This window comes from Lamprobacter modestohalophilus (assembly GCF_016583905.1).
GTDB lineage: Bacteria > Pseudomonadota > Gammaproteobacteria > Chromatiales > Chromatiaceae > Lamprobacter > Lamprobacter modestohalophilus.
Genome location: NZ_NRRY01000010.1, coordinates 19,570 through 36,675, shown reverse-complemented (window position 1 = coordinate 36,675; position 17,106 = coordinate 19,570). Strand labels below are relative to the sequence as shown.

Sequence of the window (17,106 nt, the reverse complement as noted above, 5' to 3'; positions counted from 1 at the left end):
GCAGGGATCTGGTCAACGCCCTGCAAGCCCTCCTGCTCGAGAGCCGCACGCTGCGGGTCCGGCAACGCCGCCCACCGGCTCCGGGTCGGGTCGGGGCGAGTTGACGTAAGCCCCCTTAGGCGCACTTGCCCTGAGGTCAGTGGTTCGTTGTTTGGTTCCGAGGGATGCTGAGGTCCTCGCGGTTGACCGCAAGCGCGAATGTGTCAATCTTGTCGGCGAGCTCGAGGCCTCCCTCATCATTGTCGCTCGCGATGATCAGGCGCGCCGAAGCGCTCTGCCCGACCTTCTCGATCGCGCGCCCGATGAGACTATGCTGGTTCGCGTTCAGGCTTCCAGCTGTGCTGGCATAGCGGGCGTTCTGATCAGGATGTCAGGCGGCAGAGGAGAGCGCATCGATGCCGCTCTCGGCGATCACCAGCGCCGTGTCGGTCTTGTGGACAGTCGCGAACCACAACCCTTTGTCACGCCCTTCGAGAAGTCGGTGAAGTTGCGGTTCTTCAGCTCATAGCGGCAGGGACTTTCTTGGTCCGCATGCGGAAAGACCGCGTTCGCGCGGGCGTCGATCTTCAGTTTTCCTGCAAAGCGTGGACGCTGTAGCAGCGTTCGGGGACCCCCTCCCCTCCTGCAAGTACCGGTGATCGCTCAAGGTCCGCATTCGAGCGGGGTCGATCACCGATAGGGAACAGCATGATTCAGCGCCTGTCGCTGGGTTGGCGTGCCCAAGCCAGGACCAAGAAGCCGGTCGTCGTGCTAAGGCACCCAACTGAAGCCTCTTCTAGATCAGGGTGCGTTGGCGTGATGGCTTCTCCGTGCCGACGCGTGGGTGCACCAACCGAACCCTGCCGCGCCCTCCATGGTCTGTCCGACCTTGATCGCATTCTCTCCGGCAACGTCGCCGATCTTTACGTGGTGCGGCAATATCTGGATGCTCAGTGCGGGATAATCCGCCCTACCCTATCCATCGCCTGGGTCCAGGTTGCTAGGCCGCATCCGGTCCTGGGGTTATACGCAAGCTGCACTTACATTGCGTATAACGGAACAAGCCGCACTGCGATCTGCTGTGGACCTCAGTCGGAGCCTCTAACTAATCTGGGCGGTTCTGCGTTAGTCTCGAGACACTCAGGACGAGACCAAATCGAGATGCCTGAGATCAAGCTATCCCCCGCAGAAATGGAACTCGCGGAGGCCTTGGCTGAAGCCCTTCGTCAGCATACTCACGAGGTCGCCCGCGCGGTCCTCGACGACGGTGAGTGCGATTTGGCGCGGCTTGCCCCTGATTTGCTCGGCACCGTGGCGGTCGCTGCCAACCCCCTAGCCAGCAGTCGTCGGCGTTGTCCTCAGGTATGCAAAACGCCTTCGATCGGAACAACTAGAACAGGTTGGTGATCGCGTGAAGCAGCACCGACAAGCGCTTGTCGACGTCTTTCGGGGATTTGAGGTCGAGAACGCCAAGCTGACCTCACGCGGGTTCGTTGATGATGCGAACCAGTAATAGCGAGAACGATCAGGTCCACACATCGCCACAACCATGGCGCTCAAGGAGCTTGAGGTCGCGCTTCGCGCGGAAAGTGCCGAGCCGACTGCGCCAAGTGTGTTCCCAGGAGCTGCGGGGATGAACCGGGGTCCGCTTGCGTAACCCTGTCGTGATGTCAGGATCGCCGTGCCCAATCTTGGCACCTTTGAAGGACTTGCAACGACCTATGTGTCGTTGATCTGCCGAGCAGATGCCCATTATTGGCACTTTTGGCGCTAAGACATTGCAAAAGCCAGAGATTACTCTGTGATCTGAACCGACCGCACCAGGATAATCAACAAGATAGCGCTGTCATGTGCCAAAATTGGGCGACTGCCGTCTAAACGAGTACCTGTCGGGCAAGTAGGGGCTGGCTCTCATCTTTCTAAAAAGCGTTAAAATAGATATGAAACGACAGCTTGTGTGCTTTTGTGGCAACTGCCACAGTTTGGCACCTTTCAGCCCCGCAATCGAATGGCTCACGCTGTAAGCTGCTTTGTCGCAGACGAGCTGGAGTCACCCGACCGACGCTGGCAACGAACTCAGCGTATTTACAGCACAGCGACAGGGTACTCGACGAAGCAATTGCGGATAGTTGGCACACTGGCGCTCATGAGTTTGATGATCGACGCTGAGAGTTTAGGCGCCGCATGGAGAGTGCTCAGTACACCTTAACGCTCTTGGCTGAATTCAAGTCACCGGCAGCCACTGGCGGTAAGGCGAGCGCCGAAGGTGGTCCGGTTTTCGACGCTAGGCCCCCGGAAGAGACCGAACCGCCTGGACTCAGCCCGCGAAAGCCTATGGAGGCCACCGTCAGACCCTGTCCTGGCAGCATGCCAGCGCACTGGTCGCTGGAGCAGGAACCCCCGCGACAAGCCAACGGCTAGGGGAGTGGGCGAGGTCGTCTAAGCCTCGAAGTACTCATCGATCGCTTTGCGCATGGCTCCGTGAATCTCTTCTTTCGTTGCACCTGACGAGCGTGGCACTTCGAACGTCATACCCTTGGTGGTGCGCTTGATCTTGACCGCTGTTTTTCCCGTTGACTTAGCGCATACAGTTTCTAGCACCTGGGTTCGGTCCCCTCCTCTTCTCTTTTCCTTAAGAGCTGCCAAGAGCAAGGCCGAAGTTTGTGCACCGTCAGTCGGAACATTCTTGCTCTTACTCTGCCTGGCCTGAACAATCGAGCGCGCGCACGCTAGCACTCGTTCGGCCGCCGCTTGCTTCGTACTCTCTTTGCTTGAGAAGTAGGGGGCTAGCTGACGCCAATGGTGTGTTCGGATATCCAGGATTGTCGGATACGATTGAACGATGACCTCTGGCATCTCTGTCAAAGCGAGCAGCCGGGAAAGATTCGATCGGTCCATCTGTATTGCCTCGGCCATCCGTGAGGTATTTTTTTCATACAGCGTCTCAAACGCCCAGCGGTATTCGCGGGCGCGCTCAAAATCCGAGATGTCCTTTTGACCCCGATTCTCCGCATCTGACAGTTCAAACGCTGCTGCGCTATCGAGATCATCTCGCACCAGGACCAGGAAGTAGTACGGCTCTCCCTGAGCATTGACCTCCCCTTGTTTGTTAAACCATGAGACCGTCCAGTGGCGCCGCGCCCCAGAGATAATCTCAAAATCGTAGGTGCGCCCGTCCCGGCCTTGTCGCTCATCACCTTGGAGGCTACGCACAATGGCCGGTCGCTGCTGCTTGCCCAATGAGCGGAAGCCGCTGATGAGATCAGCGCACCGTTGCTCGGTCAGCAAGTCGTACGCGCGATTATGGTGGACCCACGGTCGGCATCGCGCCGGATCAACCCAAGCAAGGCGTTGAAGGGTGTTTTTTAGAATTTTTCCATCTCGCTCACCAGGCGCACGCGGATTTCGAATACCAGCGAGATTCGCAGATAAGGGTCCAGCCGTGGCTGCCGTCTCATTTTCCGCAGCAACTTCTTGCTGATCGACTTGATTGAGACGAGCTGTCACGCCGGAAAATAAACTCTTATTTTTCGCCATAGTGTTCCCCCGACTAAGTGCGCTACATCAACCCCTCCTTGCGGAGGCTTTCGTGGTGGCTAGACCAAGTGCGGCGCACCAAGATTTCAAGCTCACGGTTTAATCCGTCCAGATAGGTGATACAGCGGCGATGCACGTCCCGCGATGTCAGCGGCCCCGGCTGCTCGTAGACTGTTTCGAAGCGCGCCGATGCATTGTCAATCTCGGCTGAATCTTTGATGGGAGTCGCTAGCAGGTAGTGGCCAAAGACGTGTCGCATCATCTCGACGATCGATGCTTGAGTCGACTTGCGTTCATCGTACTTTGACAGCGCGACTTTAAGAAACTTATACGAGGGATTGACGCCGTAACGGCGAAGGCTGGCGAGAGTATCAATCACCATGGCGAAGAAATGACTGGTCGACGCAAAGTCGATGTTCGCCGGAGGGACCGGGATGACTAGCGCATTGGCCGCCACGAGGGCGCTGATCGAGACGAGTCCAAGGGCTGGTGGCGGATCAAGCACGATGAGGTCATAGGCATCAGCGACGCCGTCCAGACCAGCTCGCAGACTGCCGAGCAACTCGACATTTCCTGAAACCTGTGCAGCGAGTTCATACTCGGCACCGTAGAAATGCAATGCGCTAGGAATCAAATCGATTCCTGGCCAGTGGGTCTCTCTGATGGCGTAATCGAGCGTGTGTTGTTCGCCGAGAAGATACGCGGCTAGCGTGTCCCCTTCTTTGATCTGTAAGTCCGGGTTGAAGCCAAATACGGTCGTTGTGCTCGCTTGGCTGTCCAAATCAACGACCAAGACGCGATAACCATGGATAGCAAAATACTGCGCCGTGTGGCAGGCGAACGAGGACTTTCCGACCCCGCCTTTAAAGTTGGAAAAGCTGATAATGACCGGGTCATCGCTTGTCGCTCGCCATGGACGTGTACCAAAGGCATCACGCATCCTGTTGATGTCTTCCAACGCGTAGCCGCGCCGGCGTCCGCTCTCTGAACGCTCTGCTTGTGGCAATTTGCCCTCTTTCTCCGCTAGCCGGATAGTTGCTTGGCTGCGTCCAACCAGACTAGCCGCTTCGGAGATCGACCAAGTCTTACGCAGAGTTTTGATCCCTTCGGGCGCGAAAACGTCATCACGTAGAGCTGAGAGTACGTCTTCTGAACGCTGGCGAAGAAACTCGAGGGGATCAGCGTCGTTGGCGTCAGTTGTATCCTGGTCTGTCACGGACCGTTACCCAAGGCGTTTTCGATAATTTGCGAGTATAGGTGAGTTTTTCGCTTACTGGTAGTCAGTAGTTGTTTTTTTAAAAAAACTACTATTACTACTAGAGGCGACATAGCGCCTTTAAAAACAGTAAGTTAGTGGCGTTAGGCGCCAAGTTTTGGCATTAGGTGCGAAGTTTGGGCGGGAGAAGTTCCAAGAATGGGCGCCCAAACTTGGCGCTTCCTGACTTGTAAACCGCCCAAAATGAGCACTTTCCGCCATTCTTTGGCACTTTTCAGAGTCATATTTCTGTAGAGCGGCAGAGAACGTCATATAGTATTCTGATAAATAAAGAAATTTCCCCTGCTGATTGTCACGAACTCCCCTTGCGCAAACTTGGCACTTTTCAGAATCCAACAGTGCAATGCACGCTAACTGGTCTTCCTAGTCGCCGTTTTCGTCGCAATTGTGCGCCTTCCCTCGACTGAGCGCGTTGTTCCTACTGGTGGACAGGCGTTTTGTTAACAACGGGTTTTGTACGGGGGGCGGTGAAAAGAGCATCCCACTGAGCGCATAAAGGAAGGGATTCGTCACCTGTAGCTAGACAAACGATGCTACTCCTGTCAGCGCGATAACCCTTACTCAACCTGGTCTGCTGTGTCCTACACGTTAGTACGAAAAGTGCCAAGTTTGGGCGCAAGGTTTTGGCTAGCTAATCCACCCGTGGGCATGGCAGCAGTCAGCGGGCTAATGTAGCGGGAGGAACACCGGCCCTCTCTAAAATTGCTCTGAACCCAGTTGGCAACACCGACCCTGATAGCAAGCATCTTGAGCCAAGCCCCTTGTTCGCCGAGGAAAGGCGCATGGTGGAGCAACCAAGCCTTGCTTGAAGGAACTCGTCATGGCGATGAACCACAATCAGTTTAAACTGTGGTGATCGTTGCCGAGGTTCACTGAGCAGTTTGGCACCGAGGCGCTCTGTGAGGCTGAGCTCGAACGGCTGCGCTGGCCCGAGGGATTTCGTTGCCCCAAGTGCGACCATCCGCAGGCCTACATCCTCCATGTCGGCGCCCACAAGACCTTTCAGTGCCGGGCCTGTCGGACACAGAACTCGCTGACTGCCGGCACCCTGTTTCAGAGCACCCACTTGGCGCTGACGGTCTGGTTTCTGGCGATCTACCTGATCAGCCAGGCCAAGACCGGGCTGTCCGCGCTGGCCCTGAAGCGACTGCTGGGCGTGAGCTATCCGACGGCTTGGCTGATCCAGCACAAGCTGATGCAGTCCATGACTGAGCGCGACAGCGCTTATACGCTCAGTGGTGACGTCCAAGTCGATGATGTGTATCTCGGCGGCGAACTGGCCGGCGGCAAGTCCGGACGGGGCTCGGAGAACAAGGTCCCCTTCGTCGCGGCGGTCTCCCTGAGCCCCAAAGGACACCCGCTCTACACCAAAATGGCGGCCGTTCCTGGCTTCACCCGCAAGGCGATTGCCGCGTGGGCGAGCCGCGATCTGGCTCCAGGCTGCGAGGTGACCTTCGATGGCTTGGCCTGCTTTGCCGGAGTCACCGATGCCGAGTGTACGCACCATGTCATCGTCGTTGGCACGCGCAAACCGAAGGACTTGCCGGCGTTCAGCTGGGTCAACACCCTCTTGGGCAATCTCAAGAGCAGCTTCGGCGGTGCCTACCATGCCTTTGACTTCGAGAAGTATCGTGCTCGCTATCTCGGCACCTTTGCCTATCGCTTCAACCGACGCTTCCATCTGGAGACCATTCACAGCCGCCTGCTGCTGGCAGCCACGACGACCGGGCCGCGTCCTGCGCGCGGGCTTCGTCTAGCTGAAGAAGCTTGCAGACTAGGACACCGATCGACAACCCGGCCCCATCCAAGTAGGCGAGCAAGGTGGCTGCTGTGCCGAGAAACCAGTATTGTCTCGAACACAAAGCTTGCGATGCGGCGGCTATCAAGCAGGCCACGGCCAAAGCTCCTGAAACAGGGGCTCTTGCCCAACGCGTGGGCAGGGATTCAAAACAACCCTAAAACGATAGTTTTTTCAGACTATTAAGCCACCCTGTGGCAGTTGCCACAATCAGCCGGAACTCTTGGCTTCTGCGTCAGTCCGGGCGGAGACTTTATCTTGCAGGAAACGCTGGAAGTCTTGATCGGTGGGAGCGATTCCTTGCTCTGCAAGGTAATGTTGGAACAGGCCCATGGCAATCCCAGTCAGTCCGTGCTTCTGGAACCGGGCGAGTATGCTGTGATTGCTTTCGTTTTCAGCCAAGGTTGATTCGAAGCCCGCCTTGAGAGTGGTTAATTCAGTCTTCGACAGTTGTTTGATGTATTGGTCGTACCAGCGGCGGCGAAAAATCCTGCGCAGGTCTTCGAGCCGCTCTGATTGCCGCGCCTCACGCTCTTGTTGCTTCTGCGCTGAATGCTCTTCCAGTACCTCAGTTGGCTGTTCCGCCGGGGGTTGCCACCCTTCAGTAATCGCCTTGTAAGCGACGCCCGCTGGATTGGCGATACTTTCCCGTCGCTGTTCCTTGGCTTCCATCCAAGCGTCCGCTGCATTGAGACCGATAACAATGGCCTCCTCAGAGTGGTTTTGGATAAGTTGTTCCGCACGCTTACCCGTGATTCTGTAGCCGGAAAGTCGCAAAAGTAACCGGCGTTGTTCCTCGGGCAGCGCCGTTCCTGGGATTTGCTTTAGCGATTCGGTAAACAACGCCATTTGGGGATTTTCAGAAATCAGGAACTTGAGTTCGGCAACGGCGCGGTTTCGACGCTTGGTTTTTAGCTGTAACTGGATGTCCGAGCACTCGTTGACCTGCTTCATGGCCGGTTTGATCAGTCGCGCGCTCAGATATTTATATTCGTCATAATAGGGCTTGTCCTGGACACCCATGAGCATACGGAAGGTCTCGATCGGAACCCAAGGCGTTTCACCTTGCACAAGGAATCGCCGGGTATTCTCGTAAAGCGCTAGTGCATGCTCTGAGCGGAACACGCGCTGCATCCGAAGCGCAATCTCAGCGAACTCGGATGGGTTGTAGACCCGTTCCTGAAAGGCCCGCGTGAACTCATAGGTGACTTTGCGCTCGCGGCGGCTGACCTTTACGTAGGGCAGGAGAGTCGCGCTTTCCCACTCTTCGAGCTCGCCTTTATCATCCAGTAGATTCCAAACGACGCGGGCATCCATCATCTTATCGAGATTCTCGATCAATCGATGTACCCGTTGGGAAGCGCGCTCAAGTCCCATACCCCAAGACAATTCCTCGAGGTCGATCTCGTGGCGAGTGGTCCTCGGCATTTCCGGCATGGCCGAAAACAACAGGACGTTGAACGCTCGGCGCTGATATAGGGTCAGGTCAGCTCCAATGTGCACTGCCCCCGCATACTTCTTCAGTATCGGCTCGCCGTCGGCGGTTTGCTCTGCGAGCGCGGTTGGTACGTTGTCTCGGGGTTCAGGTCCTTTCGTCATGCCGCATCAAAAGTGCTCAAAAGTGACTTTCCTTTCTAAGATGCTAGCACTTTATTAATCTTTGTAGTCGCTCGCAAGCCCTGCTCGCAGATCGGCACCGCCGTGGTCGATGGCGAGGTCACCGTCAGGCGGCTCTACAAGCAAGGTCAGGCCTTCGTCACCTCACTACCGGCACTGCTGCTGATGTCGGGTGAGTTTTATCTCGGCCATGCGATCAGGCGCCCTGATCGGGCTACGGCACCTCGATGCCGAGGCACTGGAGCGGTTGATCACGGACTGAGTCTTCGGGATGCAGCGCCGCATCGCTCGCTGAGCGATGCCTAGGCTCCGCGCGTTGAATGAAGTGCCCGACTCGGCATCCTGAGCCTTGGCCTCAGGACCGAGCGACCTTCAGCTGCTCATGCAGCCAGTGCTCCACGGCCGCTTGCGCCTCCGGACTCGGCCTACGGTTGCTGACGCCCTTCAATTGATCCAGGGCGACACCGCCATAGCGCAGACTCAGCCCCAAGGTCAGCCGTTCCGGCTCCAACACCTTGTAGACCGCATACTGACCGTCGTAGACCCGGTCGGTGTAGGAGGCCACGCAATGGCGCATCAACTGGGTCTCCAACTGCAGCGCATCCGGCGTCGTGATCGCCTGAATGGAGGCGGTATCGGCGAATGGGGCTGGTGGAAACGCGAGGATGTGGCCGCTGGCATCGAAGCGTCGGCGGCGGTTACCGTCCTGCTCGATCTGCTCGACGATCAAGCGTTCATGCAGCCGCCGCACTTGTGAAGGCCGGTCGCAGCGGCGCAGCTCAAGCAGCGCTGCCTCGCCACCCATGCGCAGGCTGTCGTTGATCCATTCGCGCAGGGTTCGGTTCGAGGCCTCGCACAGCAACCGCTGCAGCGGCCGACCGGCAACCCAGGGATAGTCCTCGAGGATCTTCACCACCCGGCAGCTCAACTGGCGCTCATGCACGAGCGCATTGCAGGTTGCCTCCTCGCGCAGCACCCGCAGCAGCCGGTCGACCTCATAGGCGTCGAACTCACCGATGCGCAGCTTGGCGATCAGCCTGAGCACACGGCGATAGGGCGGCAGCCCCAAGGCGCTGAGGATCTCAGTCTGCTTGCGGCCCGCGATCTCGACCAGCTGATGCTCGGACCAGCCCTGTGTCTCCGCCCAGTGATGCAGCAGGAAGCAGAGCCTGACGTTCGACAGGATCAGATCCCGCACGGCCTGCGAGCGCTGCGCGAGCGCCGCCAAGGCATAGCGCCGAGCCGGCAGTCTCTCCAAGGCCTGGGCTAGATCCTCAGGCAGGGTCGCAAACCAGTGCCGAAATGCAGCGTCCTCATGGCCACGTTGAAACGGCAGCCATAGATCGCGGATACAGGCGGTTTCAAACAGCCCCTCGGCATAGCGCAGGGTGGCGAAGCCCGAGGCCCAGTCGCTGACGGTGTGCAGGCAGTCGATGCCGAGCAGTGGCGAGTAGTCGACGAGCAGGATATTCGTGCCGGCATCCCATGCATAGTGAAGTCGCGTGCCGCGCCAAGCAGCGCCGCTGCGCTCGTGCCGGCGTTCGGCAAGCCACGCCTGCAACGCAGCTCTCAGCGCAAGCACGGGTGTTGCTGGTTCTCGCATGCGTGTCAAAGGACGATCGGCGTCACGGCTCTCCCGCGTGTTGCCGGGCAGTGTCGGGATCGCGCTGCTCAGGGAGCCTCCCCGAGCTCGGCAGCGGGCAGCGCCCGCCACCCAGCCACCCGCGCATACAACGCATCCCGATCGGCATGCGCATAGGTGCCCAGATCCTTCAGCGAGCGATGCCGCGAGAGCGCCTGCGCCTCCTTCAGCCCGAGGCCCTCATCGATGCGATGCGTGATGCCGGTATGGCGCAGCCAATGCGGCGAGGCCGCGCGCAGATGAGCAGCCCCGTCAGGATCGTCGGCCTCGATGGTGTCGGCCGTCGCCGTGAAGACCTGCTTGACTACCCGCCACAGGGTGCTTCGATTGACCGGCGCCCAGCCCTCGCGCTTCGGATACAGACTCACCACCATCGGCGTAGTCTCCCCCGGCTCTGGCAGCGGACTCAAGCCCAGATGGTTGCGATAGCGACTCAGCTCCTCGATCAACGCCGGTGGGATCGGCACCTGATCCGGCGCATCGGCCTCGGTGCGATGCTTGCCGCGCACCTGCCACCACCATTGCACCCCCGAGGGCCTGCGGATAGCCACAAGATCCCCCATGCGCGCGCTGCAGAACTCCGAGGCCCGGGCGAGCAGCGCATAGAGCGCCATCACCACCCAGCGCGTGCGGTGATAGCGGGCACGCTGGGGCGCCGTCGCCTGCGGCATCGCCTGCACCTGTGCCAGGACCGCCTGCCACAGCCGCGCATCCAGATAGCGTTCCTGCACCGCCGCGGTCCGGGGTGTGCGCAGCCGCACCGCCGAGACCTCGAACGGGTTGTAGCGCAGATAGCCCTGCTTGATCAGCCAGGCATAGCAGCGCTCGACCGTGGTCAGCGCCTCATGGCGCGAGCGCGCACTGAGCTTGCGTGTCCAGGGCCGCCACCGCGGATCAAAGCGTGGGTACCGCTCGCCATACCACTGCGGCCACCGCTCGGGATACTGCAGCAGATCATCGAACAGGCTGATGTCCTCGCCGGTCGCCTCTGACAGCGCCTTGCCCCGCGCGAGCCCAAGCCAAAGCAGGAAGCGCTCGATCTCATGGCGATAGGCCTCGAGCGTGAGCGGATTGTCCTTCTGCCGCGCAAGCCAGCGGCTGACCGCCTGCAGATCGGTGTGACAGTCGGCCAGCTGGCCGCGCTCCGGCACGATCAGCCAGCCGTCGCCACCGGCGGGGATCGGGGGTAGGGCGCCGGGATGTGGCGAGGTCTCTGGGGACTCGCTAAGGCACCAGGGCAGCCAGGCAGTCTCGGTGGGGACGGGGAGGTCCGGCGCGGACATTGGCGGCGTGCGCCGAGAGCGCATCAGTGGAGCATCTCGAGCAACACGGCATGCCAACATGCTGGATCGATCTCGCCGAGCTTGCCCAACAGACGACGCCGATCGACGCAACGGATTTGATCGAGCAGGATGCGCGCCTGCTGACCGCCAAACACCAGTTCAGGACGACAACCCAGTGGCTGCCCTCGACTGGTGAGCGGTGCGATGATCACGCGCGGCAATGCGGCGTTCAGATCATCGGGCGAGACGACCAGCCCAGGTCGGGTCTTGTTGATCTCAGTGCCGATGGTTGGATCGAGGTTGATCCAGTAGACCTCACCGCGACGAATGATCCGGCGCTGGTCTACCATTCCCACTCGCTGGCATCGTCATCCGGTGGCAGCTCCCCCCAGGCGTCGACGTCCTGAACCGGGTTTGCGCCGTTGAACCAGCCTTCCCGCGGTGTTTTCACGGGCTCGATGATGATTCGGTTCCCTTCCAAGCGCAAATCAACGGCGTCGTCGAGTCCGGCTTGAGCCAGCAGGGCTGCCGGGATGATGACGCCTCTCGAGTTGCCGATCTTGCGTAACGTAGTCTGCACCGCCGGCCCCCTGATATGGTAACTTTGTTATTACACTCGATTTTGCTATCCATGGCAACCAGTCTGAGCCTCCGGCCGGAATCGGGGGCAGGACGCCGGGATGCGGCGAGGTCTCCGCTGACTCGCTGAGGCACCAGGGCAGCCAGGCGCTCAGCGCGGGCGCTGGCATGGGAAGACCAGGTTCCGTGGGCGATTTCTCTGTCGACATCGCAGGCTACTCACCGAACGCAAAGGGATTGAGAAACTGTCGGCGCCAGAGCAAGGCGCGCTCACCAACTGGCAGCTGCGCAGCGTCACACACCGACTCCCAATGCGCTTCGATTGTCTCGACCTGCCGCGCAACGACAGCCTCAGCCTCGGCCCGGGTCAAGCCGAACGTGGTGGCGGCCTGCAGACAGAGCGCGATCTGGCTCAGGCGTTGCCCGCCGACGATCGCCATCGCCTGAGAGGCCTCCCGTCCGGTTCGGGCCTGTGGACAGATGTCGAACGCAGGCGTCAGCGACAGCCTCGTGCCATCCCAAAAGGCGGCATGATTGCGCGCATGATCATCGGTATTGCCGCAGAGGATGTTGAACACCAGACGCGCGAACACCTCCTGGAGGGTCGCCGCCGGATCGGTGAAGCGCTGGCGAATCTGTTCAGCCAGATCCGCATAGCTGGCATAGCGCGCCATCATCGCCTCGAGGCCCAACAGCGTCAGCGCCGAGACCACCGCGCGCCGCTGCCAGCCGGCAGGCGTCCAGCGCCGGTCGAAGCGCTCCACCAGCAGGACATCGTTGCCGAATGCCTGGGTCAGTCGGACCGGCGCGACGTCCAAGCCGGCCAGCGCCGCCAGGCGCATCGCGACAAACTCGGCCTTGACCACCGAAAAGCGATCAGTGCTGGAGGAAAACTTCGCGACCCATTTCGTCTGGCCGTCGGTGAGCCCCGCTTTCGGGCGTGCGCCGCCGAGCGAGGTGCCGTGCTGCAAGGCCGCCTGCAGGGCCGGAGTCAATGCTAAGCCTTGGTCGATGCGCGAGCTCGCCTCGGCCAACGCCTCCAGCGAGGCGCTTGCCGGATCACGGGGCACGTAGTCCGTCGCCGACGCCTGCACATCGAGCGCGCCGACCCGATCGGAATCGGAACCCAACAGATAGGTCAACTCATCGAGTCGCTCCGTGTCGGCATCGCGCGCTGCGGCACCCAGTTGTCGATAGAGGATCATCCGCCGGCCCCAGGCGTCAGGGGCGGCATCGCGCAGACAGCCGGCCATGCGTAAGCCGGGCAGGGGCGTGATCGGCCCGGACTGCAGCGGCAGTTCTGGCAGGTACAGAGGAATCGCCTCCGCACGCGCGAGATAGCTGCGGCCATAGACGAACAGCAGCCGATCGCCTTGCGCTACCAGCTTGCCGGCCACCACCGGCTCGATCGCCTCCGGCAGCCAGACCCAGACGAAGGCACTGCCCTCAGAAGTCGTCATCGACGCTCACCGGTGCGCGCACCCGCTTGGGCAGCAGCGCAAGCCGGTCATCAGCACGGGCGATGGCCTGCCCCAAGGTCCTGATCGGCGGGCTCGGCTCGGTATCGGGAAACAACGGCACGCCGACCAGGTGCGCACAGTCGAACACGATCCCGATCGCCACGCTCGGATCGCCGCGCTCGACCTTCTGCAGGGTGCTGCGCGAGATCAGCGCCCGAGCAGCCAACTCGTGCTCGCTCCAGCGCTGCTCCTTGCGCGCGATGCGAATCAACCGCCCAAGCAGCGCGCAGGCAGCGAGCGTTGGTTGTAGGGAGACCCGTTGGCGCTTCATTAGCCGATAAAACAGTCAGTAATCAACATTAAGACCATTTTAACAGTCACTGACTCGGCTAGCCAGCGGCTGACCGCCTGCAGATCGGTGCGACAATCGGCCAGTTGGCCGCGCTCCGGCACGATCAGCCAACCCGCGCCAACGGCGGGGACCAGGGGCAGGGTGCCGGGATGCGGCGATATGCTGAGGCGCCATTGATCTGATCTGTTGTTTCCGTCGGTATAGTGAGTCTCTCCAAATGACGGAAACATAAAATGCACGCGCTTACCCATCAGCAGCGAGTCCACCGGCGCGGTAACGGCAAGCTCCTTGGGCGGCGCAGCCCCGAGACCGAAGCGCGCCTTCGCCAGGTCCGTCACACAATGCCGGTCTGGCTACCTCTGGGAAGGCTGTTTCTGTCACACAATGTCGGTATGACCACCTCCGAGGAGGCTGTTTCTGTCACACAATGCCGGTCTAGCCACCTCCGAGAAGGCTGTTTCCGTCACCAAACTCTTGGCGCAGAAAGCCTGCAAGCTGGTGTCTTCCAAGCCAAGGCTGTTTCCGTCACACCATGGGCTGTTTCCGTCACAGTAAAAGGCTGTTCCTGTCACACTATATCTTGAAAACTACTATACAAACAATCACTTGCGTAGATTAAAAGTATAAAAAACTAAAACCAAAAGGGCCTTGCGGGCCTCGATTAACAACTTGTTTGCTAACAGCAGCACAAGAATGGCTCAGCAAACTTCGACCAAGCGCTCCCTTAACAGCGTCAGCCGTCCACAGCCAGTATTCTTGATCGCCATGTCTAGAGGCCACGCTGGGCATCGAGGTAGCGGCGCACATCGGCGAGATCGATCAGACTTCCGCCCAGCATCCGCTCCAGCGCTGAGTGCCCATGGAACAAAGGCGCGGCATTCGGTTTCTTGACCCACTCATCGGCCGCGCGCGGCGAGGGCAACAGCTCGCCTAAGGCCCGGGCGATGCCCAGCAGATAGCTGATGCGCTCCAGGGTGTCTCGCCCCAGCCGCCGCGCGGTCTTCTCCGACTTCCATTTGAAGAAGGTCGACGCTGGCGGACTGCCAAGCAACACCCGCTCTTGCGCACTACTCAGTGCCCAACGCGCGGTCAGGTTGAAGAAGGCCTGCAAGGCGGTGCTAGAGAGGATCTCCGCGTCGACGCTGGTGTCCGGGTGGGGGGCGGTCATACACGACTCCATGACTGGAGAAATACAGATCGAGGCGGGAGGCGGACAGATGGCCGCGATCGGTGCAGATGATGACTATTATTGTTGGAAGTGGAAAAAAGTCGCGGCAATTGATGCTTTCTCTGGAAAAGCGTCGACTTTAAGCCACACTGACATGCTGGTTTTCTGAGGCTCCCCACGGCTAGCCAGGGGCTTGCGCGGCGTTTTCGGTCAATCATCCTTGCAATCTCGGATGATCACTCCGGATTTGCAAGGATCGACGAGCGCAGACGCGGAGAGCCACGATCGCCAGGCAGCCTTCGGGAGGCCCTGCGGCGGTCGCGGCTCACCGCGGCTCAGCAGCGACATCTTTCGCCAGGGCGTTGCACCACTGCACAGCCTCCGCTTCGCGTTCAGCATCGGCGGCCATCGCCTGATACCCCTCGTCGAGGCTGGAATCCAGCACATGCGGGCGGACCAAATCTTCGATGAACTGGCTGATGCGCCGCTTGCCGATCTGCCGATTCAGCCCCTCATAGACCGGTTCGTCGAGTGTAATCGTCATGCGCTTGTACATGAGCCTCTCCTAAAGACGTTGTGCAGATAGTGCAGTCTAGGCGTTGACGTAGCACGGGCAAGACGATGGCCAATGTGGCGTGGCTCGAATCCAAATGCGCACTCGCCGGTCTCGTGCGCGCTGCAGGCCTGGCCTGAGTACGTCGAGGGCCGCGGTGCCATCGGCCAGTTGGCTGCGCTTAGCCGCGATCAACCAGCCCGCGCACCGACAAGGCTCGGTGGTCTGGCCTTAGAGCGCGTCTCCGACCAGCTGAGAACCTCAGCTTAATCGCCAAACAGATAAATGATCCAAACCGAGATAAAGGCGGATAATTCCGGGAAGTCGCCGACGTGCCGACTTCAGACAGATCATTGCAAAACCAGCATCGTGATGTTGGTTTTGCAAGGTTAAACCCGTTGGCAGGCAGCCGGATCGAGCCTTAGTGACCGGCGCCAAGGTCGGCCAACCAGGGTGCAGCCGGCGCGACCGCGACGGCTCCGCGTTGCTCGCGATGGCGCAGATGGCGAACCAGCAAGGTGGCGCGGGCCTGCGGAAATCGCGCTGCGGTGGCCGCCAGATAACGAGGAACGGCGGCGTCCGACCATTTGCACTCGACCAGTTGGATCGGTTGATCGGCATCGCAGAGGACAAAATCGATCTCCCGGCCTTCCTTGTCACGAATGTAACTGAGCGTCGCCTCTTGGCCCTCGGCATCACGCCGCCGTTGCACCTCGGCCTGCAACATGGTTGCGCAGGCATTCTCAAAGCGGATGCCGTCATCCCCCTTGACCAGCCCCGTGTCGTAGAAATACACCTTCGGCTCTTTCAGTAAGGCGCGTGCGATGTTGCGGTGAAAAGGACGAACGATGAAGACGACATGCAGCGTCTCGAGGATGCCCAGGTAGCGACTGAGGGTCGTGGGTGAGAGCTGAAGATCGCGTGCCATGGAGGCCAACGAGACCGGCGAGCCGACGCGCTCGCGCAGCATCTGCACGAACAGTCGCATCGCCTGCACCTCAGCGATGCGGGAGAACTCCAGGATGTCGTCACGGATCAGTCCGTCCAGATACAACTGCCGCCAGCGCCGTGCATCGGCATCGGCTTCGGCCAACAGCGGCTCTGGGAACCCGCCCCGGTTCAGCAGCCTATTCAGCGCCTCTTCAGGCACCGTGTCCGTTTTCGCGACGAGCTCATGCACGGTCACCGGAAGCAGGTGCCAGGAAAAGTAGCGACCGGCCAGCGACTCCCCCGCTTGGCGGAAGGCGTCTAGCCGCGCGCTGCCCGTGACCAGGATCGATTGGCCTTGCGTGCGCCCGTCGTATACGCCTTTTAACCAGGGGCGCCAGTCCTTCATCTTGTGAAGCTCATCGAACACCAGCAAGGACGCCGTGGGAATCCAGCTTTGTGCCAGCATCACTCGACGGTCGGCGAGGACGTCCCAGTTAAACAGCTGAGCATCGGCAAACTGGTCAGCAATCATCTCGGCCAGCGTGGTCTTGCCGGCCTGCCGGGGACCGGTGAGGAACACCATCTTGCGGACAAGATCGCGCTGCACCAGCGGTTTGATCAGTCGCTCCATGCCGACTATTTTTCTGTTTGCTGGAAAAAAGTCAAGACTTTATGAATTTCCGCTGGAAAATGGTCGGCTTCACGGCGCGTCGGCTTCGGTTGATTCCGCGAGAGCGGTGATCTGGCGGACTTCGATGCCTGGCTCGCGGCGAGTCCGGATCTGGAGGCAGAGGCGGCGGACGCGTTGCGCAACTGAGCGTCGAGCGCTTGATTGCCGTCTGAGGCCGCCGTGGATGCGTCGCTCATGATGCCCTTCTGTGAAGGACAAAACAGCAGTAAACCGTCCTTCTCTGAAGGACAATTGGCCTCGA

Annotated in this window: 15 protein-coding genes and 1 pseudogene; 1 reads left to right on the top strand and 15 read right to left on the bottom strand. The window is 60.0% G+C overall.

Translation table 11 applies throughout. The features are described from left to right. Nucleotides 1-411 precede the first annotated feature (411 nt). The 3 genes from CKO42_RS28475 to CKO42_RS08245 all read right to left on the bottom strand — a co-directional run bounded on the left by CKO42_RS28475 (nucleotide 412) and on the right by CKO42_RS08245 (nucleotide 4,732). Nucleotides 412-600, bottom strand: a complete 189-nt coding sequence (locus tag CKO42_RS28475; protein ID WP_207148688.1) for a DUF3991 domain-containing protein — start codon at nucleotides 598-600, stop codon at nucleotides 412-414. Nucleotides 601-2,418: 1,818 nt separating this feature from the next. Next, nucleotides 2,419-3,516 (bottom strand): ParB/RepB/Spo0J family partition protein, encoded by a 1,098-nt coding sequence (locus CKO42_RS08250; RefSeq protein WP_200241900.1) that lies wholly within the window; start codon nucleotides 3,514-3,516, stop codon nucleotides 2,419-2,421. A gap of 22 nt (nucleotides 3,517-3,538) precedes the next feature. Further along, entirely contained in the window at nucleotides 3,539-4,732 is a 1,194-nt protein-coding gene (locus CKO42_RS08245) for an AAA family ATPase (protein WP_200241898.1), read from the bottom strand. Nucleotides 4,733-5,651: 919 nt separating this feature from the next. On the opposite strand from CKO42_RS08245, the pseudogene CKO42_RS08240 reads away from it, so the two are divergent. Next, nucleotides 5,652-6,563: pseudogene (locus CKO42_RS08240) on the top strand (IS1595 family transposase); the annotation flags it as partial. Between the two features lie 237 nt (nucleotides 6,564-6,800). On the opposite strand, the gene CKO42_RS08235 reads toward CKO42_RS08240, so the two are convergent. From CKO42_RS08235 to CKO42_RS08180, 12 genes are all read right to left on the bottom strand, one after another. Beyond that, a complete protein-coding gene (locus CKO42_RS08235) occupies nucleotides 6,801-8,189 on the bottom strand; it encodes a replication initiation protein (RefSeq protein ID WP_200241896.1) in 1,389 nt (462 codons plus the stop codon). 373 nt (nucleotides 8,190-8,562) lie between these two features. Further along, complete coding sequence (locus CKO42_RS08230) at nucleotides 8,563-9,789, bottom strand: PcfJ domain-containing protein (RefSeq protein WP_200241893.1); 1,227 nt, start codon at nucleotides 9,787-9,789, stop codon at nucleotides 8,563-8,565. Nucleotides 9,790-9,878: 89 nt separating this feature from the next. Beyond that, nucleotides 9,879-11,132, bottom strand: a complete 1,254-nt coding sequence (locus CKO42_RS08225) for a tyrosine-type recombinase/integrase (protein ID WP_200241888.1) — start codon at nucleotides 11,130-11,132, stop codon at nucleotides 9,879-9,881. Nucleotides 11,133-11,155: 23 nt separating this feature from the next. After that, nucleotides 11,156-11,482 carry a type II toxin-antitoxin system PemK/MazF family toxin gene (locus tag CKO42_RS08220; protein ID WP_200241885.1) on the bottom strand — a complete coding sequence of 109 codons (327 nt, stop codon included), beginning with the start codon at nucleotides 11,480-11,482 and terminating at the stop codon, nucleotides 11,156-11,158. Further along, the gene (locus CKO42_RS08215; protein ID WP_200241882.1) at nucleotides 11,476-11,712 is read right to left on the bottom strand and encodes an AbrB/MazE/SpoVT family DNA-binding domain-containing protein; all 237 of its coding nucleotides are present in this window, start codon (nucleotides 11,710-11,712) and stop codon (nucleotides 11,476-11,478) included. The genes CKO42_RS08220 and CKO42_RS08215 overlap by 7 nt, the downstream gene beginning before the upstream one ends. Before the next feature lie 214 nt (nucleotides 11,713-11,926). Further along, nucleotides 11,927-13,171, bottom strand: coding sequence for a type II toxin-antitoxin system HipA family toxin (locus CKO42_RS08210; RefSeq protein ID WP_200241879.1), 1,245 nt, complete (start codon nucleotides 13,169-13,171; stop codon nucleotides 11,927-11,929). Next, nucleotides 13,158-13,502, bottom strand: a complete 345-nt coding sequence (locus CKO42_RS08205) for a helix-turn-helix domain-containing protein (RefSeq protein ID WP_200241876.1) — start codon at nucleotides 13,500-13,502, stop codon at nucleotides 13,158-13,160. Before CKO42_RS08205 ends, CKO42_RS08210 begins: the two co-directional genes overlap by 14 nt. Next, nucleotides 13,502-13,861: a hypothetical protein gene (locus CKO42_RS08200; protein WP_200241874.1), complete on the bottom strand. Its 360-nt coding sequence runs from the start codon at nucleotides 13,859-13,861 to the stop codon at nucleotides 13,502-13,504. The genes CKO42_RS08205 and CKO42_RS08200 overlap by 1 nt, the downstream gene beginning before the upstream one ends. 431 nt (nucleotides 13,862-14,292) lie before the next feature. Further along, a complete protein-coding gene (locus CKO42_RS08195) occupies nucleotides 14,293-14,691 on the bottom strand; it encodes an MbcA/ParS/Xre antitoxin family protein (RefSeq protein ID WP_200241872.1) in 399 nt (132 codons plus the stop codon). A gap of 325 nt (nucleotides 14,692-15,016) precedes the next feature. Next, on the bottom strand, nucleotides 15,017-15,247 hold the full coding sequence (locus tag CKO42_RS08190) for an addiction module antitoxin (protein WP_242479227.1): 231 nt from the start codon (nucleotides 15,245-15,247) through the stop codon (nucleotides 15,017-15,019). 418 nt (nucleotides 15,248-15,665) lie between these two features. Further along, nucleotides 15,666-16,805 (bottom strand): ATP-binding protein, encoded by a 1,140-nt coding sequence (locus tag CKO42_RS08185; protein WP_200241870.1) that lies wholly within the window; start codon nucleotides 16,803-16,805, stop codon nucleotides 15,666-15,668. 5 nt (nucleotides 16,806-16,810) lie between these two features. After that, the gene (locus CKO42_RS08180) at nucleotides 16,811-17,041 is read right to left on the bottom strand and encodes a hypothetical protein (protein WP_200241868.1); all 231 of its coding nucleotides are present in this window, start codon (nucleotides 17,039-17,041) and stop codon (nucleotides 16,811-16,813) included. Between the last annotated feature and the right edge of the window lie 65 nt (nucleotides 17,042-17,106).

Bases quoted from the DNA above. Each gene is read 5' to 3' on its own strand.
- CKO42_RS08225 (WP_200241888.1), bottom strand. From the start codon at position 11,132: ATGTCCGCGCCGGACCTCCCCGTCCCCACCGAGACTGCCTGGCTGCCC.
- CKO42_RS08190 (WP_242479227.1), bottom strand. From the start codon at position 15,247: ATGTACAAGCGCATGACGATTACACTCGACGAACCGGTCTATGAGGGG.
- CKO42_RS08210 (WP_200241879.1), bottom strand. From the start codon at position 13,171: ATGACGACTTCTGAGGGCAGTGCCTTCGTCTGGGTCTGGCTGCCGGAG.
- CKO42_RS08185 (WP_200241870.1), bottom strand. From the start codon at position 16,805: ATGGAGCGACTGATCAAACCGCTGGTGCAGCGCGATCTTGTCCGCAAG.
- CKO42_RS08205 (WP_200241876.1), bottom strand. From the start codon at position 13,502: ATGAAGCGCCAACGGGTCTCCCTACAACCAACGCTCGCTGCCTGCGCG.
- CKO42_RS08195 (WP_200241872.1), bottom strand. From the start codon at position 14,691: ATGACCGCCCCCCACCCGGACACCAGCGTCGACGCGGAGATCCTCTCT.
- CKO42_RS08220 (WP_200241885.1), bottom strand. From the start codon at position 11,482: ATGGTAGACCAGCGCCGGATCATTCGTCGCGGTGAGGTCTACTGGATC.
- CKO42_RS08250 (WP_200241900.1), bottom strand. From the start codon at position 3,516: ATGGCGAAAAATAAGAGTTTATTTTCCGGCGTGACAGCTCGTCTCAAT.
- CKO42_RS08235 (WP_200241896.1), bottom strand. From the start codon at position 8,189: ATGACGAAAGGACCTGAACCCCGAGACAACGTACCAACCGCGCTCGCA.
- CKO42_RS08180 (WP_200241868.1), bottom strand. From the start codon at position 17,041: ATGAGCGACGCATCCACGGCGGCCTCAGACGGCAATCAAGCGCTCGAC.